Origin of the sequence: Arthrobacter sedimenti (genome assembly GCF_042652025.1) — a bacterium.
Lineage (GTDB): Bacteria > Actinomycetota > Actinomycetes > Actinomycetales > Micrococcaceae > Arthrobacter > Arthrobacter sedimenti.
This window is the reverse complement of sequence record NZ_JBHSDQ010000002.1, coordinates 577,954-602,438: the sequence shown is the minus strand read 5'-3', so window position 1 is coordinate 602,438 and position 24,485 is coordinate 577,954. Positions and strand designations below refer to the sequence as shown.

Here is a 24,485-nt window from a genome sequence, read left to right as displayed (position 1 = left end):
TTGAAACCAGCTAAAAACACCAAACCAATACCACAGGGGCGGCACGATTCGGCAAATTCAACCAATTACATACATAATCGGTATCAACAAACTTGGCACACTATTGAGTTCTCAAACAACAGACACATTTCGAATACTCGCGGAAACAATTCAAAGAATTTTTATTCCGCATTTCTTCGCTGCGATGTTTTTATCTTATTTCATTCATATTCACTTTTGCAAATCCGGTGGTTTTCCCGGAATTCACTCGGTGGAATGAATCCGCCCAGCAGAATAAGAAGCAATTTCTCCAAGTCCGCGTGCTCCGCGGCAAGAATTGCTTCTCACTAATTGGGGGTTTGTCACCACTCAGTGGCGGCGACTCAGAAAACAATACACGCCCCCCAGCAGCCGTGCAAATCGGCTGCCGAAGGGCGTGCATACACGTCGGGAAGGTGCTAGGGAACCAGCACCTCAACAGTGGCCAGGTTCTTCTTGCCCCGGCGCAGCAACAGGTACTGGCCGTGCAGAAGTTCGGACTCCGAAATCACTGCTTCAGGATCGGATACCTTCTCGTTGTTCACGTAGGCGCCGCCCTCCCCCACAGTTCGGCGTGCAGCAGACTTGCTCTCGGAAAGTCCGGACGCGACCAGCAGGTCCACGATCCCCATTTCATCCACCTGCACGGTGGCGGTAGGAAGTTCGGAAGTGGCGGCCTGGAGGGTTGCCTTGTCCAGCGCGCCCAGGTCCCCGTTGCCAAACAAGGCTGCCGAGGCGGCAATCACCTTCTCGGTGGCTTCCACGCCGTGCACCAGCGAGGTCACCTCGAAAGCGAGCTTCCGCTGTCCTTCGCGGGCGAAGGGGCGCTCCGCCACGGACACTGCGATCTCTTCAATCTCGGCCCGCGTCAGGAAGGTGAACACCTTGAGCCGGTCGACCACATCGGCATCAGCCGTATTGAGCCAGAACTGGTAGAAGGCGTACGGGCTGCACATGCCGGCATCGAGCCAGATGGCATTGCCCTCGCTCTTGCCGAACTTGGTTCCGTCCGAGTTGGTGATCAGCGGCGTTCCCAGTGCGTGGACACTCTTGCCCTCCACCTTCCGGATCAGTTCCGTACCGCTGGTCAGGTTGCCCCACTGGTCCGAACCGCCGGTCTGCAGCACGCAGCCATAGTCACGGTAGAGCTGCAGGTAGTCCATGCCCTGCAGGATCTGGTAGCTGAACTCCGTGTAGCTGATGCCCTCGTCCGAGTTCAGGCGGGATGCCACAGCGTCCTTGCGCAGCATGGTTCCCACGCGGAAGTGCTTGCCCACTTCGCGCAGGAAGTCGATGGCGCTCAAGGGCGCCGTCCAGTCCAGGTTGTTCACCATCCTGGCAGCGTTGTCCCCCTCGAAGCTGAGGAAGCGCTGCACCTGGGCCTGGAGGTAGCCGACCCATTCCGCCACCGTGTCCTTGGTGTTCAAGGTGCGTTCCGCCGTCGGACGCGGATCCCCGATCATGCCGGTCGAGCCGCCCACCAGTCCCAGTGGCTTGTGGCCTGCCAGCTGGAGCCGCCGCATGACCAGCAACTGGACCAGGTTGCCCAGGTGCAGGCTCGGCGCGGTGGGGTCGAAGCCGCAATAGTAGGTGACCGGCCCATTGGCGAGGAGCTTTTCCAGCTCCGCTTCGTCGGTGGAGACATGGACCAGCCCACGCCACTTCAGTTCCTGCCAAACGTTGGCAAAAGTGGGGTCGTTGCGCTGCGGTTCGAGGTTGTTCAGTTCTGGCACGCTTCCTAAGTTAGCAGTAACGCCGAAGGCCCTGTCAGCCGGCAATCCCTGCAGGTACCGGCTGGGCCGCAATCAACCGCAACCGCTGTGTTGCGCGGGTCATGGCCACGTAAAGATCCCCCACCTTGCCGTGCTCGTGGTTGAGCATCACTGACGGTTCCAGGACCACCACGCCGTCGAACTCCAGGCCCTTCGCCTCACGGGGGCTGATGACCACGATGTCCTGCTCGTAGCTGCCCGCCCCGCTGCCGATCCGGCGCCCGTACACGGCACGGAGGGCTGAGGTGGCCTGGGGCAGGAGGTCACCGTCGGCAATCACGGCGAGCAGGCCGCCGTCGAGCGCTTCAAGCTCCTCCGGAAGCACCTCGACCAGCCGGTCCACCACGGCACCCGCGGAGACTTCGTCGATGATGGGCTCCCAGCGGCCCTCCCGGACGGCCTTCGGGGCGGAAACCACCAGCCCGGCAGCATTGGCCATGCGGACAGCTGCCTCAGCGATCTGCGAGGGCGTGCGGTAGTTGACCGTCAGCTCCTCCAGCTGCCACCGGTCACCGAACATGGGAGCCAGCGCGCCCTGCCAGGAGTTGGCACCGGCAACGGAGCTGGTCTGGGCAATGTCACCGACGATGGTGAAGGACTTCAGCGGGCACCGGCGCACCAAAAGCCGCCACTGCATGGGCGAGAGCTCCTGGGCCTCATCCACCACAATGTGCCCGAAGGCCCAGGTGCGGTCGCTGGTTGCCCGCTCGGCGGCTGTCTGCCGTGCTTCCTGCTCCCGGTTCTGCTCGGCCAGCTCTTCCGCGGACATGAGCGGGTCCACCCCCGCGGCCTCCATGTTCACCAGGGTCTGCTTGGCGTTGGCCAGGTCCCGGGCACGGTCGTGCTCCTGCTGCGCCAGCCCGCGCCCTGCCGCAGGGTCCAGCTCGCCGAGCAGTTCGGCGGCCTCGTCCAATAGCGGGACATCGGACTCGGTCCAGGGGGCACCGGCCGGGCGCTGCAGCAGCGCGCGCTCGGCAGGGGTGAGGTTCGGGGTGCAGAACTCCAGAATTTCCGGCTTGCTGAAGAGATCCGAGATGAGTTTCTCCGGCGTCATGGGCATCCAGCAGAGGTTCAGCGCGATCCGCACGTCCCGGGCGGTCCGGACGTCCTCGGCAAGGTACGAGCGGTCCGCGTTATTGCCGATGTTCCCGGCTTCCACGAGCTCGGTCATCTGCTCCGTCAGTTCGCGCAGCAGGATCTTCACGAACGTCACGCGTGCCTCGTTGTACGGCTTACCGGTGGCGCGCGCACGTTCCCGGGCGCGACGGACCTGCCGCGGCGTCAGCGTGAGCTTGCGCCCGTCCACCTCCAGGATCCGGTTCTGCGGCGGTACCCGCATGCGGTTGGACACGGCATTGGCCACGATGGCGGCCATGTCCAGGCGCCCCTTGATGGCGGCGACGTCGGCGTCCGTCTCGGGCACCGCATTGATGCCGGGCATCAGGCGGCCAAGGCTGGCCATGACCACGCCGGTCTCGCCGAGCGAAGGCAGCACCCGTTCGATGTACTTCATGAACGACGACGACGGGCCAACCAGCAGCACGCCTGCACTTTTGAGCCGGTCGCGGTGGGTGTAGAGCAGGTAGGCGGCGCGGTGCAGGGCCACGGCGGTTTTGCCCGTGCCCGGCCCGCCCTGGACCACCACGGCGCCGGAGATGGAGGACCGGATGATGCGGTCCTGCTCGGACTGGATGGTGCTGACGATGTCCGACATGCGGCCCGTCCGCTTGGAGTTCAGGGCCGCCAGCAGGGCCCCTTCGCCCTGGAGGGTATCGGCGTCCGTGAGCATGGAGGCGTCCAGCACATCATCCTCGATGGCCTTGACGTCGCGTCCCTGCAGGATCAGGTGCCGGCGGCGCCGCACGCCCTGCCGGTCAAAGGCCGTGGCCTGGTAGAAGTGCCCGGCCTCGGGGGCGCGCCAGTCCACCATGAGCCGCTGCAGGTCCTCTGTGGTGAGGCCAATGCGGCCGATGTACTGCGCCTCCCCGGAGTCCAAATCCAGTCGGCCGAAGACCAGCCGGTCATCCACCGCATCCAGCTGCGCCAGGCGGTCCTCATACAGTGCGGCGAACGCGTCACGTTCCGAAACGTTCTGCATGGTGCCCACGGCTCCGGCACGACGGACCTGCGCCAGTTGGCGGCGCTTTTCCTCCCGGAGTTCCTCCAGCCGGGCGTACAGGCCGGCTACATACTCCCGTTCGTGGGCCAATTCGGCGTCGAGCATTAACGTTCCCCTATCGCGAAAGACAGACCGTCCATTCTACTACCATTTCGATTAACGCTTGTGAAACGTTGCGCCGGACGGCGCATCTGCCATTCGCTTCCGGTTCCGGGGCTTCGCCGCCTTGTACTGGGAGACAGTGGGATCTCCGGTGAGCCAGAACCGCCACGCGTATTCGTCGGATCCCCCGGCGCCTGCCACGCCCACCCGCGGACCCGAACTCACGGGGCCTCGGGGGCCGGACGGAAGCTCCAGGCCGAAAGGCGGAGCCAGCGCATCCCGGCCGCTGTCCGCCGTCGTCAATCCCAGCGCCTTGGCGAGACGCGCCGGGCCGCTGGCGAGGTCGGCGGGACTTTTCGACGTCGGGCGGCGAAGCCGCGCCAGCTCCACCCCGTCCACGATTTCCCCCGCCCGGAGCAGCAGGGCGGAGGCCACGCCTGCAGGACCGCAGACAATGTTGGTGCAGTGGTGCATCCCGTAGGTGAAGTAAACGTAGAGGTGCCCGGCGGGACCGAACATGGGGGCGTTGCGGGGCGTCGGACCACGGTAGGTGTGTGAGCCGGGATCGGGGTGCAGGGAGTCTTCGGGGCCCATGTAGGCCTCCACCTCCGTGAGCCGGATGGACACGGCGCCGTCGCGGGACTCATGGGTCAGCACAGCGCCCAGCAGCTGCGGGGCGAGCTCGCGGGCGTCGGCGGACAGGAAGTTCCGCAGCCCTTCCGCGCCCAAAGTGCTTTCATCCATTTCTTGACCTTACCCAGTTGCTACGGATTTCATCCCCGCTGAAGCGCGGCCCGGCGGACTTTTGCCCCCTCCACGGCCATGTCCGATTTCCGCTAGTAGCACTGGGCGCCGACTGGCAGGATGGAGGAATGGACTTCTGGCAGCGCTACCGGGCAATCGATGCGCGCGACCCCCGCTTCGACGGCCAGTTCTTCACCGCCGTCCGCAGCACCGGGATCTACTGCCGTCCCTCCTGTCCCGCCCGGACTCCGAAGGCGGCCAATGTGACGTTCTATGAAACGTCCGCAGCGGCCCACGAGGCAGGGTACCGGGCGTGCAAGCGCTGCCTGCCGGAGGCGGTGCCGGGCACCCCGGCCTGGAATGTGCGGCAGGATGTTGCGGGCCGGGCGATGCGGCTGATCAACGACGGCGTGATCAACCGGGACGGGGTGGCAGGCCTTGCCGCCCGACTTGGTTTTTCGCCCCGGCAGCTTAACCGGATCCTGGGCCAGGAACTGGGCGCCGGGCCCCTGTCCCTGGCCCGGGCGGCGAGGGCCCAGACGGCACGCACCCTGCTGGTGTCCACCTCCATGAAGCTCGCCGACGTGGCGTTTGCGGCGGGCTTCAGCAGCGTCCGGCAGTTCAACGAAACCATCGCCGAAGTGTTCGCGGTGACGCCCACCGCCTTGCGTCAAACGTCCCGGCACCCGGCAACCGCCGGAGGCACGACCGCCCTGACCCTGGGCCTGCCCTTCCGGCCGCCCTTCGACCCGGGCATCTTCTCCTTCCTGGCGGTCCGAGCCATCCCCGGAATCGAGGAGGGGACGCCCACCTCCTACGCCCGGACCCTGCGGCTCCCCCATGGTGACGCCAGGTTCCGGGTGGAGTACGACGGCGGCGCCCGGGGACGGCCGTTGACGCTCACCGTCGGCGCGGTGGACCTGCGCGACCTTCCTGCACTGCTCAGCCGCGTGCGCCGGCTTTTCGACCTCGACGCGGACCCGGAAGCGATCGACGGCGCCCTTGCCGCAGACCCGCGGCTGGCCACCTCCGTCGCCCAGGCACCGGGGATGCGGATGCCCGGAGCGCTGGATCCCCAGGAACTGCTGGTCCGGGCCATGGTGGGCCAGCAGATTACGGTAGCGGCAGCCCGGACCGCGTTGACCCAGCTGTCGGCTGCCGGGAGTCCCACCGCCGCACCCGGCGAAGGCCTGGACCGGCTGTTCCCTACCCCTGCCCAGATCGCGGCGGCCGGACATCTGTTGCGCGGTCCACGGCGCAGGATCGAGTCGCTGGTGCACGCCGCGACAGCGATGGCTGACGGACGCCTTGAGTTCGGGTACGGGGACGACGTGGCCGGCCTGGGTGCGAAACTGCTGCCCTTGCCCGGGGTGGGGCCGTGGACCGTGGGGTACGTGGCAATGCGCGTCCTGGGCGCCCCGGACATCTTCCTTGCCAATGACGCCGCGGTCCGGAACGGGATCCGCGCCCTCGATAATGGGAACAGCGCCAACGGGAACAGCGTCCTGAGCCCTGACTTCCGCGAGTCCAGCCCCTGGCGTTCCTACGCCACCATGCACCTTTGGCGTGCTGCCGCCCGGCCCGCCCTGACAACCAACGCTCCTGCGAAAGGGATGCCATGAAAGCCCAACTGCTGCAGCTGTCCACGCCGGACGGACCCTTCACCGTCCTTGCCCGGGACGGCGTGGTCCTTGCCTCGGGCTGGACTCCCGGCCTTGCCGAGCTGACAGGGCAGGTTCATCCCGCCCTCCGCCCCGACACCGTGGAGGAGGTGACGGACCTCGGGGACATCTCAGCCGCCGTCGAGGCCTTCTACGACGGCGAGCCCGCCCCTGCCATGGCCGTCCCCGTCCTTCAGCAGTCGGGCCCGTTCCGCGCCCACGCGTGGGACGTCCTGCGCCAGGTCAAACCTGGTTCACCGGTCACGTACACCGAGTACGCGGCCCTGGCCGGCAACCCGCGGGCCGTCCGCGCCGCCGCCAGCGCGTGCGCGTTCAACGCCGCCGCACTGTTCGTTCCCTGCCACCGCGTGATCCGGACGGACGGCTCGCTGGGCGGCTTCCGCTGGGGCCTGCGCGTCAAGGAAAGCCTGCTGGCCCGGGAAGCCGCCTGACCGCTCCCCGGGGTTGCTCCATCACTTATGGTTCCTAAAACCCCGGTTTAGGGACCATAAGTGATGGAGCAACGGTGTGCTATTTGGGGTCCGGCATTGCCGACGGCCACGGGAGCAGGCTGGGAAGGTCCGTACTGTCGCCGGCGGCAGTGGCGCGCAGGCTGTCCAGGGACGGCGTCCGTCCGGCCAGCCAGGCGGCGATGTCGGTGACCATGCCGCTGACGACGACGGTGCTGCCGCCGGCGCCGAGTGCCAGCGGCGGAAGTGCCACGGGCTGAAGGACCAACCGCTTGTCGGCCGGCACGCGGGCGGCCAGGAAATCGAACAGGTGGGAGCAGAATTCCTTGTTCCAGGTTTCGGGGCCCGTTCCGGTGTCCAGGTCCGCGGTGTGGATGACCAGTTCCCGCCAGAGCGCCAGGCCGGCGTCGAAAATCACGCCGTCGCGGAAGGCGATACGGGTCTGCCACTCATCCCCGCTCAGGGCGTCGAAGCCGGTGAGCGCCCGTTGCATGGCCGCGGCCACGTCGTCCCGGTGCTCCTGAAGGCTGTGCCCGGCGGCGAGTTCGATCGCCCGGTTGCGGCCGTCCACGCCGCCGTCGTAAAGCTCCACGGTTTCACCGCGCCGGCCGTATTCCACTTGGCGGGCCAACGCACTGCAGATACCGGCGATGTGGGCCAGGAGGTGGCCGCGGCTCCAGCCGGGAAGGGTGGACGGTGCGCGTTCGCCGCCGTCGGGGATTCGGTCCATGGCCGCGGCCAGCGCCGAGGCGGCCTTGTGCAGCTCAGCCAGGAGGCCGGCAGGAGAAGGAGAGGTCATGCGGCCAGCCTAGCGGAGCGCTTAGCCGAGCGGCCGTCCGTCTGCGCTGACACGGTGGCGGACGTGTCGGCGGTCGTTGCTGGCCTGCCAGAACTCGATTTCGGCCGGCTGGAGGGCGTAGAGCTGCCAGTCCGGGTTGTCGCTGCCATCGGCCCGGGGCCGCTCGTGCCAATCGACGGAGGATGACTCCGCGGACAGCTCCGTCACCGCCCCCACCACACGGACCTGCCGGCCCAGTCCGGGCCAGTAGAAGTTCATCGCGGCGCGAGGTGACTCCGCCAGTTCCCGGCCCTTCCGGGAGGTGCGGGACGTGGCGAAGTGCCAGCCGTCGTCGTCAATGTTTTTCAGGATCAGCATCCGGGAGGACGGCTGCGCCCCGCCGTCGGACGCGGCGCCCACCGTGGCAAGACTGAAAGCGTGCGGCTGCCGCTCCCCCGCGTCCAGCGCCTCGTCCAGCCACTGCTTGAAGAGCAGCGCCGGGTCCTGCGGGGCGTTCTCCGGGTCGAAACCGGGCAGGTCGGACGGAAAGTCGGGCAGGGTGCGAAGAAACTTGCGGAAGGTTTCGCTCATGGCCCCAGCCTAGCCGCGGGTCAACGCCCCTCAACCCCCAACGCCCGCTCACGTTTTGCAGCTTAACCGGCGACGCCCGCTCAGGTTCTGCAGGTTAAAGAGCAACGCCCGCTCACTTTCCTAAGGAAAGTGAGCGGGCGTCGGCCCAAAACATGCAGGAAGTGAGCGGGCGTTTAGCCTGCGTACTCGCGCACGCCGGCAAGCTCTGCCTCCAGCGCCGACAGCTGGCGTTCGACGGCGGCCGGCGCCGTTCCGCCCTGGGAGTTACGGCTGTTGAGCGACCCCTCGGTGGAGAGCACAGTGCGGACCTCAGGGGTCAGGTGCTCCGAGATGGCCGCGTACTCTTCATCCGTCAGGTCCCACAGCTCCACGCCGCGGGACTCCGCCTGCTTGACGGCGGCGCCGGACAGCTCGTGCGCCTCGCGGAACGGGACACCCTGGCGGACCAGCCATTCGGCGATGTCGGTGGCCAGCGCAAAGCCCTGGGGTGCCAGGGACTCCATCCGCTCCGTGTTGAACTTCAGCGTGGCGATCATGCCGGACACGGCCGGGAGCAACAGCTCCAGGGTGTCTGCGGCGTCGAAGACCGGCTCCTTGTCCTCCTGCAGGTCGCGGTTGTACGCCAGCGGCAGACCCTTGAGCGTGGCCAGCAGCCCGGTCAGGTTGCCGATGAGGCGTCCCGCCTTGCCGCGGGCCAGTTCCGCCACGTCCGGGTTCTTCTTCTGCGGCATGATCGACGACCCCGTGGAGTAGGAGTCATGCAGCGTGACAAAGGAGAACTCCTTGGTGGCCCAGAAGATGACTTCCTCGGAGATCCGCGACAGGTCAACGCCGATCATCGAGCAGACCCACGCGAACTCGGCGAAGACGTCGCGCGAAGCGGTGCCGTCGATCGAGTTGTGTACGGCGGAGAAGAACCCGAGGTCGGCAGCCACCGCCTCCGGATCCAGGCCCAGCGATGAGCCGGCCAACGCGCCTGAACCGTAGGGTGAAACGCCGGCGCGTTTGTCCCAGTCCTGGAGCCGCTGCACGTCGCGCAGCAGGGCCCAGGCGTGGGCCAGGAGGTGGTGGCTGAGCAGGACGGGCTGGGCATGTTGCAGGTGGGTGCGGCCCGGCATGGCCACACCGTGGTGCGCCTTGGCCTGCTCCACGAGCGCGTCCACGGTGGCAAGGACACCGCGGGCGATGATCCGGGCGTGGTCGCGCAGGAACATCCGGCCCAGGGTGGCCACCTGGTCGTTGCGGGACCGGCCCGCGCGGAGCTTGCCTCCCAGCTGGGCACCGGCACGCTCAATCAGGCCGCGTTCCAGGGAACCGTGCACGTCCTCATCCGACTCAGCGGGCAAGTAGGCACCGGATGCCACGTCCTCGTCCAGCTGCGTCAGGGCCGCGAGCATGCCTTCCAGCTCGGCGTCGTCCAGCAGCCCGGCCTTGTGCAGCACGCGGGCGTGCGCCTTGGACCCGGCGATGTCGTACCGCGCCAGCCGCCAGTCGAAGTGCGTAGACTTGCTCAACGCCGCGAGGGCGTCCGCGGGGCCGCCGGCGAACCGGCCGCCCCACAGCGCACCTGCGTTCGTCCCCGAGCGGCCCCCAACCTCGCTTCGCTCTGCCGGGGACCCCTGCGCTCGTGGGCCCTGATTGTGATCAGCCACGCGGGCTACTTCCCTGCGACGCGAATGTCGCGGCCGGAGGCAACCTTGGCGGACATGCCCCACAGCTCGATGAAGCCCTTGGCCTGGGACTGGTCGAAGGTGTCGCCGGTGTCGTAGGTGGCCAGCGAGAAGTCGTAGAGCGAGGTGTCGGAGCGGCGGCCGTTGACGATGGCCTGGCCACCGTGCAGGGTCATGCGGATATCGCCGGAGACGTACTTCTGGGTGTCCTCGATGAAGGCGTCCAGGGAGCGCTTTAGCGGGGAGAACCACTGGCCGTCGTAGACCAGCTCTGCCCAGCGCTGGCCAACGGTGGCCTTGAAGCGGGCCTGCTCGCGCTCAATAGTGATGTCCTCGAGGTGCTTGTGCGCGGTGATCAGAGCCATGGCGCCCGGGGCTTCGTAGATTTCGCGGGACTTGATGCCCACCAAACGGTCCTCGACGACGTCGATGCGGCCCACACCCTGTGCACCGGCGCGGCGGTTGAGTTCCTTGATGGCCTGCAGCGGGGTGACCTTGACGCCGTCGATCGCCACGGGCACGCCTGCCTCGAAGGAGATGGTGACCTCATCCGGTGCCGGCGGGAACTCCGGGGTGGCGGTGTAGTCGTAGATGTCCTTGGTGGGGGCGTTCCAGATGTCCTCAAGGTAGCCGGTTTCCACGGCGCGGCCCCAGACGTTCTGGTCGATGGAGTACGGGTTCTTCTTGGTGGTCTCGATGGGCAGTCCCTTTTCCTCGGCGAAGGCGATGGCCTTGTCGCGGGTCAGGGCGAGGTCGCGGACCGGTGCGATGCACTTCAGGTCCGGGCCCAGGGTCTGGATGCCCACTTCGAAGCGGACCTGGTCGTTGCCCTTGCCGGTGCAGCCGTGGGCCACGGTGGTGGCGCCGAATTCGCGGGCGGCCTTCACCAGGTGCTTGACGATCACCGGGCGGGAGATGGCGGAGACCAGCGGGTAGTGGCCCTGGTAGAGGGCGTTGGCCTTCAGGGTGGGCACGCAGTATTCGTTGGCGAACTCGTCCGATGCGTCGGCCACGTAGGCCTCCACGGCACCGCAGCCCAGGGCGCGCTGGCGGATGGTTTCCAGCGATTCGCCGCCCTGTCCGACGTCGACCGCCACAGCGATGACCTCGGCACCGGTGGCTTCACCGATCCAGCCGATGGCGACAGACGTGTCAAGGCCGCCGGAGTAGGCCAGCACAATGCGTTCAGTCACTTTTGATGCTCCTTGTTGGGGTTGGTTGGTTCTTTGTCTTCAAGCTTATTGCCCGGCTTCCTCGGCCAGTTGCAGGAAGCGGGCGGCGAGGTCCTGGCCCCCCAGCGGATCGCGGGAGACCAGCAGGACGGTATCGTCGCCGGCAATGGTGCCCAGGATGGACGGCATCACCGAGTGGTCGATGGCCAGGGCCAGGAAGTTGGCGGCTCCCGGCGGCGTCCGGAGGACGGCGATGTTGGCCGATGCCTCTGCGGTGACCAGCAGTTCGCTGCACAGCCGGGCCAGCCGGGCGTCCAGGATTTCCTGAGTCACGCCGCTCTTGGCGCCGCGTTCGCCGCCTTCGCCGGGGACCGCGTACACCAGCACGCCTTCCTTGCCGCGCACCCGGACGGCCCCGAGTTCCACGAGGTCGCGGGACAGCGTGGCCTGGGTGACCTGTACGCCGTCGTCCGCCAGCAATGCCGCCAGTTCCGCCTGGGAACGCACCGACTGCCCGGTGAGGATGGCGGTGATGCGCGCCTGCCTGGCGGTCTTGGTGGCCGGGCTGGTGCCCGGGGAGGACGGTTGGGCGGACACTAGAACGTGCTTTCTCCGGTGCCTTCGACCGGAGAAAGGCCGTCGACGAACGCCAGGCCCGAACGGTGCATCAGCCAGGCCATCAGGGCCTTCTGGGCGTGGAGGCGGTTTTCCGCCTCGTCCCACACGATGGACTGCGGGCCGTCGATGACGTCGGCCGAGATTTCGTAGCCGCGGTAGGCGGGCAGGCAGTGAAGCACGACGGCGTCATCCGCGGCGAGTGCCATGGCGTCCGAGTCCACGGAGTAGTCCCGGAACAGCTGCATCCGGGCTTCCTTTTCGGCCTCCTGGCCCATGGACACCCAGGTGTCGGTGGCCACCACGTCTGCCCCCTGCAGCGCTTCCTTGGCATCGGTGGTGATGAGCACGGAGCCGCCGGTTTCCGCCGCACGCTCCCGGGCTGCCGCGACGATGTCCTCCGCCGGCAGGTAGCCCGCCGGCCCGGCGATGCGGACGTGCATCCCGGCCGTGACGCCGGCCAGCAGGTAGGAGTTGGCCATGTTGTTGGCGGCGTCGCCGAGGTAGCTCATGGTCAGCCCCGTGAGTTCGCCCTTGTGTTCCTTCACTGCCAGCAGGTCCGCCAGGAGCTGGCATGGGTGGTAGTCGTCGCAGAGGGCGTTGATGACCGGAACCTTTGAGTTCTCCGCCATGGCCACCAGGCCGGCGTGCGCACCGGTGCGCCACACGATGGTGGAAACCATCCGTTCCAGCACCTTTGCCGTGTCCTCTACGGATTCCTTGTGCCCGATCTGTGCTTCGCCCGGGTTGATGATCAGGGCATTGCCGCCCATGTCGGCGATGCCGGTGGCGAAGGAGACGCGGGTCCGGGTGGAGGTCTTGTCGAAGATCACGGCCACGGTCTTTCGGCCGCTGCCTTCCGCGGCATACGGCTGGACGCTGTAGGGGGCGGCCTTCATGCGGGCGGCCAGCTCCAGGACTTCCGCCTGTTCGGCCGGGGAAAGGTCGGTGTCCTTGAGGAAGTGCCGGGTTGCGGTTGTCACTGGGCGTCCTTAGCTGCTTGGAGGATTGCCGGGAAAGCGGCGAGGAAGGTGTCTGCCTGCGCCGTGGTGAGGATCAGTGGCGGGGCCAGGCGGATGGTGCGCGGGCCGGGGCTGTTGACGATGAACCCGGCATCGAGGGCGGCCTGCACCACCGCCGGTGCCACGTCGGCGTCCAGGTCGAAGCCGATCAGGAGCCCTTCGCCACGGACCTCGGTGACGCCCGGGATGGCCGCCAGTGCGGAGCGCAGGTGCTCCCCCACCGCCGCGGCGTTGGCCAGCACGTTCTGGCTTTCCAGGGCGTGGAGGGTGGCCAGGGCCGCCGCGGTGGCTACCGGGTTTCCGCCAAAGGTGGTGCCGTGCTGGCCGGCGGACAACAGCGACGACGTCGCCTCACCGAACGTGATCAGGGCACCGATGGGGAATCCACCGCCCAGCCCCTTGGCCAGGGTGACGGCATCGGGGACAATCCCGGCATCCTCGCTGGCCAGCCACTTGCCGGTCCGGCCGATGCCGGTCTGGACCTCATCCAGGATCAGCAGGGCACCGGCTTTGCTGGTGGCTTCGCGCGCGGCCTTGAGGTAGCCGGGGGGCAGCGGCCGGACACCGGCCTCGCCCTGTATGGGCTCCAGGAAGACCGCGGCCACGGTGTCGTCTACCGCCGCCTCCAGCGCGGCGATGTCGCCGAACGGAATGTGCACCACACCGCCGGGAAGCGGCTCGAAGGGTGCCCGGTAGGCCTCCTTCGCCGTGAGCGCCAGGGCTCCCATGGTCCGGCCATGGAACGCGCCCTCAAGGGCAATAATCTTCGTGCGTTTCGTGTCCGCGTTGCCCGTGTTGCGGCGGGCCAGCTTGAAGGCGGCCTCGTTCGCTTCGGTGCCGGAGTTGCTGAAGAACACCTTGGAACCGGCGGGGGCGTGGGCAAGTTCCAGGAGCTTCTCGGCCAGCGCCACCTGGGTGGGGCTGGTGAAGAAGTTTGAGACGTGGCCCAGGGTGGCCAGCTGGCTGGCGATGACCGAGGTCACGAAGGGGTGGGCGTGGCCCAGCGCGTTCACGGCGATGCCGCCCAGCAGGTCCAGGTACTCCTTGCCGTCGGCGTCCCACACCAGGCAGCCGGCCCCGCGGACCAGGACGCGCTGGGGCGTGCCAAATACGTCCATGAGTGAAGAGGAGTAGCGGGACAGCCACTCGGAGCCGGCGTGGCCCGTGGTCTCCACCAGCTCGGTCACTGATGCCTTCTCGATCGTGTTCATCCGTTGATCTCCTCGTCCGGGACTACCTGGGTGCCGATGCCCGCCGTCGTAAATGTTTCAAGAAGCATGGAGTGGGCCAGGCGGCCGTCCACGATGTGTGCCCGTTCCACTCCCTCGTCGACGGCCTTCAGGCACGCGGCCATCTTGGGGATCATGCCTGACTCAAGCCTCGGCAGCATCTTCCGCAGTTCCGACGCGGTGAGGGACGAAATCAGGGAGGATTTGTCCGGCCAGTTGGCGTAGAGTCCTTCCACATCGGTCAGGATCACCAGCTTGGAGGCGCCCAGCGCCGAGGCGACGGCGGCCGCCGCGGTATCCGCGTTGACGTTCAGGACTTGGCCGGTGGGCTGGAACCGCGCGGTTCCCACCACGCCCTCCCCGCCGTCGACGATTTCCGGGGCGACGGTGGAGATGACGGGGATGCGTCCGGCGTCGAGGATGTCCACGATGCCGGCGGGGTCGACGCCCACCACCTCGCCCACCAGGCCAAGGTCCACCTCTTCCCCGTCCACTACGGTGCCGGTGCGGACGGCGCGGAGCAGGCCGCCGTCTTCGCCGGACATGCCCACGGCGTAGGGGCCGTGGGAGTTGATCAGGCCCACCAGTTCGCGGCCCACCTGGCCGGTGAGGACCATGCGGACCACCTCCATGGCCTCTGGAGTGGTGACGCGCAGGCCGCCCTTGAACTCGGATTCGATGCCCAGCCGGCCCAGCATGGAGTTGATCTGCGGGCCGCCGCCGTGGACCACCACGGGGTGGATGCCCACATGATGGAGGAAGACGATGTCCTCGGCGAAGGCGCGCCGGAGTTCGTCGTTAACCATGGCGTTGCCGCCGTATTTGACCACCATGATGCTGCCGGCGAACCGCTGGATCCAGGGCAGGGCCTCGATCAGGGTCTCAGCCTTGTCCTGCGCGGCGGACATGCTGGTGGTTTCACGCGTCTGGGTGTTCATGGTGTCACTTTCCACAGCAGTTGGGGCCCGGCGGGTTTTGCCCCGGGCGGTGCTCCTAGCTGGAGTAGGCGCTGTTTTCGTGGACGTAGTCGTGGGTGAGGTCGTTCGTCCAGATGGTGGCCTCGGCGTCGCCTGCCTGCAGGTCGATCTCCACCAGGACCTCGCGGGGCTCCAGGTCCACCAGGCTGCGGTCATCGCCGATGCTGCCGTTGCGGCAGATCTGGACGCCGTTCATGGCCACGTTGAGCTTGTCCGGCTCAAAGGCAGCATCCGTGGTGCCCACGGCTGAGAGCACACGGCCCCAGTTGGGGTCCTTGCCGAAGATGGCTGCCTTGAACAGGTTGGAGCGGGCAACCGAACGGCTGACTGTTTCGGCGTCTGCGTCGCTGGCTGCGTTGAAGGTGCGGATGGCGATGTCGTGGCTGGCGCCTTCGGCGTCCGCGATCAGTTTCCGGGCCAGCTCCGCGCAGACCTGGGTGAGGCCGGTACCGAAGTCCTCGGCCGAGGGCACGGCGCCGGACGCTCCTGAGGCGAGCAGGACAACGGTGTCGTTGGTGGACATGCAGCCGTCCGAGTCGGCGCGGTCAAAGGTGACGCGGGTGGCGTCGCGGAGGACGACGTCGAGCATTTCCGGCTGCACCACGGCATCCGTAGTGAGCACCACGAGCATCGTCGCCAGCCCGGGGGCCAGCATGCCGGCGCCCTTGGCAATCCCGCCGATGCTGAATTCCTGGCCGTCGGCGTCAGTGCCGATGAAAAGCGCGGACTTGGGCACGCTGTCAGTGGTCATGATGGCGGTGCCGGCAGCCGGGCCGCCTTCCGTGCTGAGCTCAGCAGCGGCAGCTTCAACGCCCGGCAGGATCTTGTCCATGGGCAGCTGCTCGCCGATCAGGCCGGTGGAGCAGACGAACACATCGGAGGCAGAGATCCCCAGGACCTCGGCGACTTTTTCGGCCGTGCTGTGGGTGTTCTGGAAACCGGTGGGGCCGGTGCAGGCATTGGCTCCGCCGGAGTTCAGGATGACGGCGTCCACGCGGCCATCTGAGACAACCTGGCGGGACCAGTGCACGGGGGCCGCTGCCACCCTGTTGCTGGTGAAGACGGCGGCAGCAGCCTTGGACGGCCCGTCATTGACCACCAAAGCGAGATCCGGCTTGCCGGAGGCCTTGAGGCCGGCGGTGACGCCGGCTGCCCGGAATCCCTGGGGTGCGGTGATGGTCACGGGGCTACTCCCTGCAGGTTGAGGCCGGCGGTTTCCGGCAGGCCGAGTGCGATGTTCATGGACTGCACGGCGCCGCCGGCAGTGCCCTTGGTCAGGTTGTCGATCACGCAGGTGACGACGACACGCCCTGCGTGGGGGTCGAATGCCACCTGCATGGCCGCGTGGTTGGAGCCCTGCACGGACTTGGTGGCGGGCCACTGGCCTTCCGGAAGCACGTGGACAAACGGCTCGTCCTCATACGCTTCGATCCAGGCCAGGCGCAGCTGCGCGGCGGTGGTGCCGGCCTTGACCTTGGCCGTGGCGGTGGTCAGGATGCCGCGGCTCATGGGGGCCAGCGTGGGCGTGAAGGAAACGGTGACCTTCTCCCCTGCCGCATTCGACAGGCCCTGCTCGATTTCCGGGGTGTGCCGGTGGCCGCCACCCACGCCGTAGGGGCTCATCGAGCCCATGACCTCGGACCCGATCAGGTTGACCTTGGCGGCCTTGCCCGCGCCCGACGTGCCGGAGGCGGAAACGATCACGACGTCGTCGGGTTCCAGCAGGTGGGCAGCGAACCCGGGGGTCAGCGCCAGCAGGGCCGACGTCGGGTAGCACCCGGGAACGGCAATGCGCTTGGCGCCCTTCAAGGCCTCGCGCTGGCCGGGCAGTTCCGGAAGCCCGTAGGGCCAGGTGCCGGCGTGCGCGGAGCCGTAAAACTTTTCCCACGCCGCAGGGTCCTCGAGGCGGTGATCGGCGCCGGCGTCGATCACCACTGTGCCCTCCGGCAGCTGGGCGGCGATTTCAGCGGATGCACCATGCGGCAGCGCGAGGAAGACGACGTCATGGCCGGAAAGGTTTGCCACCGTGGTGTCTTCAAGGATGCGGCTGGCGAGACCATGCAGGTGCGGCTGCAGTTCACCCAGGCGGGAACCGGCATTGCTGTGGGCCGTGATGGCACCGATGGTCACACCCGGATGCCCGGCCAGGAGTCGGAGGACCTCTCCCCCGGCGTAGCCGCTGGCTCCGGAAACCGCAACAGAAATAGTCATGCTCCGACTATACAGCAATAGTTATGCATTGGTACCGATAATTATGCATAGGCATCGGCTGCAAGAGGCGTGCCGTACTTGTCCTCCCGGACACCCCTGTCCCTAGGATGGTTTAGGCAGCCGGGTCCGGAAACGCCGGGACCCGCGAAAGGAGAGCCATGACGCACGCAATCGTCGCACGGCAGGCAGGCGGTCCGGAAGTCCTTGACTACGTTGAAGTTGAACCTCCCACTCCAGGTCCCGGACAATTGCTGATCCACGTCGGGGCGGCGGGCGTCAACTTCATCGACACCTACAAGCGCAGCGGCACCTACAAGGTGCCCTACCCCTTCATCCCCGGTTCGGAGGCCGCGGGCACGGTGGAAGCAGTAGGCGACGGTGTGACCGGTTTCGCCGTGGGTGATCGGGTAGCTACCGCGGAAGGCGTCAGCTGCTACGCGGACTACGCGCTGGTGGATGAGGATGCCGCACTGCCGGTCCCCAAGGGCCTGGACGTATTCACTGCCGCAGCGCTCCCCCTGCAGGGTGTCACAGCGCATTACCTGATGAATTCGACGTTCAAGGTGGAGCCGGGGCACAAGGTCCTGCTGCATGCCGGGGCCGGCGGCGTGGGGCTGCTGCTGATCCAGCTGCTCAAGGCGCGCGGGGCGGAAGTCATCACCACGGTCTCCACCGACGAAAAGGAACAGCTTGCGCTCGACGCCGGCGCGGACCACGTGCTGCGCTACGGCGACTTCTCCGGGCGGGTCAGGGACATCACCAGCGGGACCGGCGTGGACGTCGTTTATGACGGCGTGGGCAAGGATACTTTCGACGGTTCGCTGGCGTCATTGCGGGTCCGCGGAATGCTGGTGCTGTTCGGCGCCGCCTCGGGCCCCGTTCCACCCGTTGACCCGCAACGCCTCAACGCCGGCGGTTCCCTTTTCCTGACGCGCCCCACCATGAGCCATTACCTGCGGGATGCGGCGGAGCGGCGCTGGCGCTCGGACGAAATTTTTGCCGCCGCCGCGGACGGCAGCCTGAAGGTCCGCATCGGCGCCCGCTATCCGTTGAGCCAGGCCGGGCAGGCGCACCGCGACCTCGAGGGCCGCAAGACAACCGGCAAGGTCCTCCTGGTGCCCTGACATATGGTCGCCGGCCAAAACACGCCGCCAGCAGAAAGTCCCCGCAACCCATGAGGATTGCGGGGACTTTCGGATTTTTTGGGGCTGGCGTTAGCGCTGGACAGCTCCGAAGCGCTCGGCCGCGAGGGCCACGGCGCTTTCGCGGGCTGCCGAGGCTTCATCGGCGGTCAGGGTGCGGTCAGCGGCACGGAAACGGAGTCCGAAGGCCAGCGACTTCCTGCCTTCCTCGATGCCCTTGCCTGCATAGACGTCGAACAGCGCCACGTCCTCCAGCAGCTCACCGGCACCTTCGCGGAGTGCGGCGAGAACCTCGTCTGCCGGCACGTCGGCCGGAACCACCAGGGCCACATCCTGGGTTGCCACGGGGAACGTGGAGATATGGCGGGCCACGATCACGTCCGGAGCCGCCTCAAACAGGGCGTCGGCGTTGATTTCCAGTGCAACGGAACGGGCCGGCATGTCCGAGGCTGCCAGCAGCTTGGGATGCAGTTCGCCCGCGTACCCCACGGTTTCCCCCGTCCGCAGTGCAAGCCTGGCGGTGCGGCCGGGATGGAATGCCTGGTGGCTGCCCTGGCTGACCACAAGGTCCACGCCGAGGACATCGCCGGCAAGGCGGGCAACGTCCAGCGCATCGGCCCAGTCCCACGCCCGGGGGGTGTGGGACGCGGCTGCCGGGGAATCGTGGCCGGTGAGGACCGCGGCGAGGTGGAACGGCTGCTCCGGGACGCCGTCGAACAGGTCGTCCAGCACCTCGTCGGAGGGCTTGATTCCCAGCGGCGGGATGGAGGCTGTGCCCACGCTTTCACCGGGCAGGAACACCAGGCCGGATTCGAAGAGGGCGAGGTCACGGAAGCCGCGCGAGTGGTTCCGCTTGGCCACCTCGATCAACCCGGGCAGGATGGAGGTGCGCAGGTAGCCGTGCTCCTCGCTGATGGGGTTGGCGAGCTTGACGGCGCTCCGCTCCGCACCCTGCTCCGCCACCCCGAAGGTGTCATTGGCGGCCTTGGACACGAACGGGTACGCCAGGACCTCGGTAAGCCCGAAGTCCGCCAGGGCCTGGATCAGGCGCCGGCGCTGCTGCTGGACCCTGGTGAGGCCGCGGCCGGGAGGGGCCACCGGAAGCGTGGCGGGGATCTTGTCGTAACCCACCAGCCGGGCGATCTCCTCGGTCAGGTCTTCCTTGGTCTCCAGGTCGCTGCGCCAACTGGGCGGCGTAACGGTCCAGCCGCCGTCGTTCTTCACCACTGCAGCACCCAGGTCCTCAAGGGAGGTGACGATCTGGTCCTCGGTGAAGTCGATGCCGATCCGCGCGGCGGCGAAGCCTGCGGGCAGCTCGATGGTGACGGTTTCGGGAGCGGTGCCGACGTCGGTGCCGGTCTCATCTGCCGTGCCGCCGGCCAGTTCCACCAGGAGGTCCACCACGCGCTGGGCGGCGATGCCGGCCACTTGCCAGTCCACGCCGCGCTCGAAGCGCTTGGAAGCCTCGGACGGCAGCTTGTGCCGGCGCCGCGAGCGCCCGATGGAAACCTCGTCGAAGTGCGCCGACTCCACCAGGACGTTCGACGTCGAATCGCTCACCTCAGTCGCCGCGCCGCCCATGACGCCGGCGATCCCGATGGCGCCGGAGTCGTCGGTGATCAGCAGGTCCTCGGCTTCAAGGGTGCGTTCCTTGCCGTCCAACGTGGTGATCTTCTCGCCGGCGGAAGCGCGCCGCACCACGATGTCCCCGGACAGCTTGTCCAAGTCGTAGCAGTGGGTGGGCTGGCCCAGCTCGAGCATGACGTAGTTGGAAATGTCCACCGGCAGCGAGATGGAACGGATGCCGGCCAGCCGGAGCCGGGACACCATCCACTGGGGCGTCGGCTTCGTTGCATCCACTCCACGAACGGTGCGTGCTACGAAGCGGTCGCAGCCGGGCTTGCCGTAGATGGGGGCATCGTCATTGAGCTTGATGCCGTAGCCGCCGGAAAGCTCGGCCGGGGCCTGCACCCTGGATGCGGGATCCGTGAAGGAGGTTCCGGTGGCGTGCGCGTATTCGCGGGCCACGCCGCGGATGGAGAAGGCGTAGCCGCGGTCCGGGGTGACGTTGATTTCCGCCGCCTGGTCGTAGAGGCCCAGCAGCTCCATGGCGTCGGTGCCCACTTCCGGGTCAAGCCCGATGCGGGACAGCACCAGGATGCCGTCGTGGTCCTCGCCGATCCCCAGTTCGCGGACGGAGGCGATCATGCCGGCGGAGAGGTGGCCATAGGTCTTGCGGGCGGAGATGTGGAAGTCGCCGGGCAGCACGGCACCCGGGAGGGTGACCACCACCTTGTCTCCTTCCACGAAGTTGTGGGCGCCACAGATGATGCCCTGCACGCCAGAGGGGTCGATGCCGTCCCCCGTGAGGGTCTGTTCCTTGCCTTCGGGGACAACGCGGACCTGGCACCAGTTGATGGTCTTGCCGTTGCTCTGCGGTTCCTTGACCAGGCTCAGGACCTGGCCCACCACGATGGGGCCGCGCAGGGTGTCCGTGGGGCGGTGGACCGCCTCCTCCTCGAAGCCGACCTTGACCAGCTCTGCCATGACGTCTTCGGCCGTTGCTTCGGCCGGTACTGCCGCGAATTCACGCAGCCAGGAAAGTGGGATACGCACTGTTAAATCTCCATCCCGAAGTGCTCGCTGAACCGTACATCGCCTTCGATCATGTCGCGCATGTCCCCCACCTCATTGCGGAACATGAGGGCACGCTCGATGCCCATGCCGAAGGCAAAACCTGAATAGACCTCCGGATCGATGCCGGCGGCGCGCAGGACGTTGGGGTTGACCATGCCGCAGCCGCCCCACTCGATCCAGCGGGGTCCGCCCTTGGCGCCGGGGTGGAAGATGTCCAGCTCGGCGGAGGGCTCGGTGAACGGGAAGTAGTTGGGCCGCAGCCGTACCTTCGCCTCGTCGCCGAACATCTGCCGGGTGAAATGCTCCAGGGTTCCGAGCAGGTCGGCCATCGTCAGGCCCTTGTCGATGGCCAGGCCTTCGAACTGGTGGAACACCGGCGTGTGCGTGGCATCGAGCTCATCGGTGCGGAACACCTTGCCCGGGCACAGCACGTAGATGGGCACCTCGCGCTCCAGCATGGACCGCACCTGCACCGGGGAAGTGTGGGTGCGCATGACCAGGTGCGCCTCCGGAGGTTCCACGAAGAAGGTGTCCTGCATTTCGCGGGCGGGGTGGTCCGGCTTGAAGTTCAGGGCATCGAAGTTGAACCACTCCGACTCCACCTCCGGGCCCTCGGCGATTTCCCAGCCCATGCCCACGAAGATGTCCGCCACCCGGTCCTGCAGCGTGGAAAGCGGGTGGCGGGCACCGGCACGGCGGCGGCGCGGAGCGGCCGTGACATCCACGGTTTCCTCCACCAGGATCCGGGCGTCGTTCTCAGCCTCCAGCACTTCGGCGCGCTCGGCGAGCGCCTTGTTGACCTTCCCGCGAGAGGCACCCATCAGCTTTCCGGCGAGCGCCTTCTGGTCCTTGGGCAACCGGCCGATCTCACGGTTGGCAAGGCTGAGCGGGGACTTCTCGCCACTGTGGGCAAGGCGCACCGCCTTCAGCTCGTCAAGGGTGGCCGCACCGGCAATGGCGGTGATGGCCTGATCTACAGCGGCGTTGATGGCGGCCTCATCCGTGGGGTTCGGAATGGCGGCGCCCGGCAAAGTTTCAGTCATCTACTGTTCTTAGCTACGAGTCGTGGCTGCCGGCGGGCGGGGCAGCCGCGCGCGGTTTCCCGCCCGGCGTGTCCGTCGCTGGCAGGTCATGGATGAATGCTGAACGTCAGTGGCATTCAATGACCAGGTCAGGGCTCGCCGGCAGGACCGGCGGCCACTGCCCTCCAGTCTAGTAGAACCCTCCGGTTACCATGGCCTCATGACTTTGCGGCAGCGCACGGGCTCCCTTGAGGGCCCGACGACGGCCCAGCGGCTCAGGCGGGCAGCCAACCTCCTTAACGGAAGCACCCTGGCCGGGCTCGCCGTCGCCCTCGCCGCCCGGACGCGCATCAGCCGCGGCCCCCGGGGCCTGGTCATCGCCGCGGGTTACCGCTGGCGGGTGCCCTTTGCGCACGCCTACACCCTGGGCAATGTGGTGCTGTGCCGCAGCACAGCCGAGGAGCTGGCGTCCCGGCCGGCGCTCCTGGGACATGAGGAACGGCACTGCAGCCAGTACGCGTGGTGCCTGGGGCTGCCGTTTATCCCGTTGTACCTCGCAGCCGCCGGCTGGTCCGTGCTGCGCACGGGAAATCCGGGGACGGCGAACATCTTTGAACGGCAGGCGGGGCTGGCCGCGGGCGGTTACCCCCTTACGGGGAGGCGGATGTAATGGTTGAGGACCCCCATGTGCAGGTTGGAGCAGGCACGGTCACCGTGACGGGAACGGGCTCCGCGGAGGCGGCCCCGGATCTGATGCTGGTTTCAGTAGGCGTGGAGTGCCGGGCAGGGTCGGTGCAGGAAGCGTATGCGGCAGCGGGCGGGGCCCTGGCTGCTGTGGGATCCGCGCTCCGCGGCCGCGGCGTTGCCCCGGCCGATCTCCGGACCGCTGGGCTGAGCGTCCGGGCCGACCTCGCCTGGCGGGACGGGGAAGGACAAAAACTCGTGGGCTACGTGGCAGCCGGCAGTCTTCTGGTGAGGTTGAAGGATCTCAGCAGCGCATCGGGCACGGTTTCGGAAGCCGTCCGCGCGGCCGGGGACGCTGCCCGGCTCAACAGCCTGCAGCTGGTCCTGTCCGATGATTCCGCCATCCGGGCACAGGCACGGGATGCCGCGTGGGAGGACGCGTTCCACACTGCCGGGCAGTACGCCGCCCTGGCCTCGGCCACCCTGGGGCGGGTGTTGTCCGTGACGGACCAGCGCCCGGCTTCAGGCCCCGTACCGCTTGCCGGGCTGCAGCGGACATCCGCCACCGAGTCCCTGGCGGTGGAGCCCGGGGAAAACCGGGTGGACGCGGCCGTGACCGTCACGTGGGAACTGCAGCGCTGACACTCTTTCAGCAGGGATGGGGCCGACGGGAGGTGTTGCGGCCTTGACTTACATTCGAACATGTTTTCGAATGGAGGCATGAGATGGGAAGCGCAAGCACTGGTGCCCACACCCAACCCCGCAGGCGCGGCCGCTCCCGCCTTGCTTCCGCTGGCGGGCCTGGTCCGCTCCGTCACCACGCCTGAGTTCGCCGGCATCACATTCCACGAGGTCACTGCCAAAACGGTGCTCAACAGGGTGCCGGCGGGGTCGAAGATGCCGTTCGAATGGACCGTCAATCCCTATCGCGGCTGCAGCCACGCCTGCGTCTACTGCTTTGCCCGCAAGACGCACACGTACCTGGATTTCGACGCCGGCATGGACTTCGACAGCCAGGTAGTGGTGAAGGTGAACGCGGCGGAGGTCCTGCGCAAGGAACTGAACAAGGCTTCCTGGACCCGCCAGCAGGTGGCGCTGGGCACCAACACCGACCCCTACCAGCGGGCCGAGGGCCGGTACCGCCTCATGCCGGGAATCATTAACGCCCTGGCGGAGTCCGGCACTCCCCTGTCCATCCTCACCAAGGGAACCCTGCTGGCGAGGGACATCCCGCTGCTCAAGAGCGCCGCCACGCAGGTCCCCGTAGGGCTCGGCATTTCGCTGGCCATGACCAACGAAGCCCTGTCCGAGGCGATCGAACCCGGGACGCCCGGACCCAGGGCCCGGCTCCGGCTGGTGTCCCGGCTCCGCGAAGCGGGACTGCCCTGCGGGGTGATGGCCATGCCCATCCTGCCGTGGTTGTCCGACAGCGACGAAGCACTCGATTCGCTGTTCGGCTCGTTGGCGGCGGCGGGCGCAACCGGCGTCACCGCGGGTGCCCTGTACCTGAAGCCCGGCACCAGGGAGTGGTTCATGAAGTGGATCGCGGCCAACCACCCCGAACTGGCCGGCCGCTACCGGCGGCTGTACGGCACCGGCTCCTACGCGTCCAAGGAATACCGGACGTGGCTCGCCGGCAGGGTCCGATACTTCAAGGCACGCCACGGTTTTTCGCATTCATCAGGCTTCAGCCACCGGGACCTGGACAAGCCGGACCTGGACGACCCGCGCGTGGAAGAGGCGCAGTACCCCGCAGGCAGCATCCCCGTCGCCGTTCCGGGTGGCTCCCCTGCTGATTCAGCAGCCTCCGGGCCCGGAGTGCAGGACTCACTGTTCTGAATTTCTTGGG

Annotated in this window: 21 protein-coding genes; 6 read left to right on the top strand and 15 right to left on the bottom strand. The window is 67.4% G+C overall.

Annotation, left to right across the window (positions count from 1 at the left end; genetic code table 11):
• Positions 1 to 437: 437 nt before the first annotated feature.
• Genes tyrS through ACFO0G_RS08020 form a run of 3 tightly spaced genes read right to left on the bottom strand, consistent with a single transcriptional unit; the run spans position 438 to position 4,755 of the window.
• Positions 438 to 1,751: a tyrosine--tRNA ligase gene (gene tyrS / locus ACFO0G_RS08030; RefSeq protein ID WP_286403258.1), complete on the bottom strand. Its 1,314-nt coding sequence runs from the start codon at positions 1,749 to 1,751 to the stop codon at positions 438 to 440.
• 34 nt (positions 1,752 to 1,785) lie between these two features.
• A complete protein-coding gene (locus ACFO0G_RS08025; RefSeq protein WP_376976983.1) occupies positions 1,786 to 4,014 on the bottom strand; it encodes a HelD family protein in 2,229 nt (742 codons plus the stop codon).
• Between the two features lie 51 nt (positions 4,015 to 4,065).
• Positions 4,066 to 4,755: a DNA-3-methyladenine glycosylase gene (locus tag ACFO0G_RS08020; protein ID WP_376976982.1), complete on the bottom strand. Its 690-nt coding sequence runs from the start codon at positions 4,753 to 4,755 to the stop codon at positions 4,066 to 4,068.
• Between the two features lie 128 nt (positions 4,756 to 4,883).
• Here ACFO0G_RS08020 and ACFO0G_RS08015 point away from each other — a divergent pair, with 128 nt between their 5' ends.
• Both ACFO0G_RS08015 and ACFO0G_RS08010 read left to right on the top strand, forming a co-directional pair.
• The gene (locus tag ACFO0G_RS08015; RefSeq protein WP_376976981.1) at positions 4,884 to 6,377 is read left to right on the top strand and encodes an AlkA N-terminal domain-containing protein; all 1,494 of its coding nucleotides are present in this window, start codon (positions 4,884 to 4,886) and stop codon (positions 6,375 to 6,377) included.
• Positions 6,374 to 6,868 carry a methylated-DNA--[protein]-cysteine S-methyltransferase gene (locus tag ACFO0G_RS08010; protein ID WP_286403251.1) on the top strand — a complete coding sequence of 165 codons (495 nt, stop codon included), beginning with the start codon at positions 6,374 to 6,376 and terminating at the stop codon, positions 6,866 to 6,868. Before ACFO0G_RS08015 ends, ACFO0G_RS08010 begins: the two co-directional genes overlap by 4 nt.
• Before the next feature lie 79 nt (positions 6,869 to 6,947).
• On the opposite strand, the gene ACFO0G_RS08005 is transcribed toward ACFO0G_RS08010, so the two are convergent.
• The 10 genes from ACFO0G_RS08005 to argC form a co-directional block, all read right to left on the bottom strand.
• Positions 6,948 to 7,685, bottom strand: coding sequence for a maleylpyruvate isomerase family mycothiol-dependent enzyme (locus ACFO0G_RS08005; RefSeq protein ID WP_376976980.1), 738 nt, complete (start codon positions 7,683 to 7,685; stop codon positions 6,948 to 6,950).
• A gap of 21 nt (positions 7,686 to 7,706) precedes the next feature.
• Complete coding sequence (locus ACFO0G_RS08000; protein ID WP_286403249.1) at positions 7,707 to 8,255, bottom strand: pyridoxine/pyridoxamine 5'-phosphate oxidase; 549 nt, start codon at positions 8,253 to 8,255, stop codon at positions 7,707 to 7,709.
• Positions 8,256 to 8,428: 173 nt separating this feature from the next.
• Complete coding sequence (gene argH / locus ACFO0G_RS07995; protein WP_376976979.1) at positions 8,429 to 9,907, bottom strand: argininosuccinate lyase; 1,479 nt, start codon at positions 9,905 to 9,907, stop codon at positions 8,429 to 8,431.
• A 5-nt stretch (positions 9,908 to 9,912) separates the two neighbouring features.
• Positions 9,913 to 11,118 (bottom strand): argininosuccinate synthase, encoded by a 1,206-nt coding sequence (locus tag ACFO0G_RS07990; RefSeq protein WP_018763590.1) that lies wholly within the window; start codon positions 11,116 to 11,118, stop codon positions 9,913 to 9,915.
• A 45-nt stretch (positions 11,119 to 11,163) separates the two neighbouring features.
• Entirely contained in the window at positions 11,164 to 11,694 is a 531-nt protein-coding gene (locus ACFO0G_RS07985) for an arginine repressor (RefSeq protein ID WP_286403245.1), read from the bottom strand.
• A complete protein-coding gene (argF, locus tag ACFO0G_RS07980) occupies positions 11,694 to 12,695 on the bottom strand; it encodes an ornithine carbamoyltransferase (RefSeq protein ID WP_286403243.1) in 1,002 nt (333 codons plus the stop codon). The genes ACFO0G_RS07985 and argF overlap by 1 nt, the downstream gene beginning before the upstream one ends.
• Positions 12,692 to 13,945 carry an acetylornithine transaminase gene (locus ACFO0G_RS07975; protein WP_376976978.1) on the bottom strand — a complete coding sequence of 418 codons (1,254 nt, stop codon included), beginning with the start codon at positions 13,943 to 13,945 and terminating at the stop codon, positions 12,692 to 12,694. The genes argF and ACFO0G_RS07975 overlap by 4 nt, the downstream gene beginning before the upstream one ends.
• Positions 13,942 to 14,901 carry an acetylglutamate kinase gene (argB, locus tag ACFO0G_RS07970; protein WP_286403240.1) on the bottom strand — a complete coding sequence of 320 codons (960 nt, stop codon included), beginning with the start codon at positions 14,899 to 14,901 and terminating at the stop codon, positions 13,942 to 13,944. The genes ACFO0G_RS07975 and argB overlap by 4 nt, the downstream gene beginning before the upstream one ends.
• 55 nt (positions 14,902 to 14,956) lie before the next feature.
• The gene (gene argJ, locus ACFO0G_RS07965; protein ID WP_376976977.1) at positions 14,957 to 16,123 is read right to left on the bottom strand and encodes a bifunctional glutamate N-acetyltransferase/amino-acid acetyltransferase ArgJ; all 1,167 of its coding nucleotides are present in this window, start codon (positions 16,121 to 16,123) and stop codon (positions 14,957 to 14,959) included.
• Entirely contained in the window at positions 16,120 to 17,151 is a 1,032-nt protein-coding gene (gene argC / locus ACFO0G_RS07960; RefSeq protein WP_286403238.1) for an N-acetyl-gamma-glutamyl-phosphate reductase, read from the bottom strand. The genes argJ and argC overlap by 4 nt, the downstream gene beginning before the upstream one ends.
• Positions 17,152 to 17,309: 158 nt before the next feature.
• Here argC and ACFO0G_RS07955 point away from each other — a divergent pair, with 158 nt between their 5' ends.
• Complete coding sequence (locus tag ACFO0G_RS07955) at positions 17,310 to 18,275, top strand: quinone oxidoreductase family protein (RefSeq protein ID WP_376976976.1); 966 nt, start codon at positions 17,310 to 17,312, stop codon at positions 18,273 to 18,275.
• Positions 18,276 to 18,365: 90 nt separating this feature from the next.
• On the opposite strand, the gene pheT is transcribed toward ACFO0G_RS07955, so the two are convergent.
• Together pheT and pheS are read right to left on the bottom strand one after the other, a co-directional pair.
• Positions 18,366 to 20,909, bottom strand: a complete 2,544-nt coding sequence (gene pheT / locus ACFO0G_RS07950) for a phenylalanine--tRNA ligase subunit beta (protein ID WP_376976975.1) — start codon at positions 20,907 to 20,909, stop codon at positions 18,366 to 18,368.
• Between the two features lie 2 nt (positions 20,910 to 20,911).
• A complete protein-coding gene (gene pheS / locus ACFO0G_RS07945; protein ID WP_286403234.1) occupies positions 20,912 to 21,973 on the bottom strand; it encodes a phenylalanine--tRNA ligase subunit alpha in 1,062 nt (353 codons plus the stop codon).
• A 199-nt stretch (positions 21,974 to 22,172) separates the two neighbouring features.
• Here pheS and ACFO0G_RS07940 point away from each other — a divergent pair, with 199 nt between their 5' ends.
• From ACFO0G_RS07940 to ACFO0G_RS07930, 3 genes are all read left to right on the top strand, one after another.
• Complete coding sequence (locus ACFO0G_RS07940; RefSeq protein ID WP_376976974.1) at positions 22,173 to 22,622, top strand: hypothetical protein; 450 nt, start codon at positions 22,173 to 22,175, stop codon at positions 22,620 to 22,622.
• Entirely contained in the window at positions 22,622 to 23,278 is a 657-nt protein-coding gene (locus ACFO0G_RS07935) for an SIMPL domain-containing protein (protein ID WP_286403231.1), read from the top strand. The genes ACFO0G_RS07940 and ACFO0G_RS07935 overlap by 1 nt, the downstream gene beginning before the upstream one ends.
• Positions 23,279 to 23,356: 78 nt before the next feature.
• A complete protein-coding gene (locus tag ACFO0G_RS07930; RefSeq protein ID WP_286403229.1) occupies positions 23,357 to 24,475 on the top strand; it encodes an Rv2578c family radical SAM protein in 1,119 nt (372 codons plus the stop codon).
• Positions 24,476 to 24,485 lie beyond the last annotated feature (10 nt).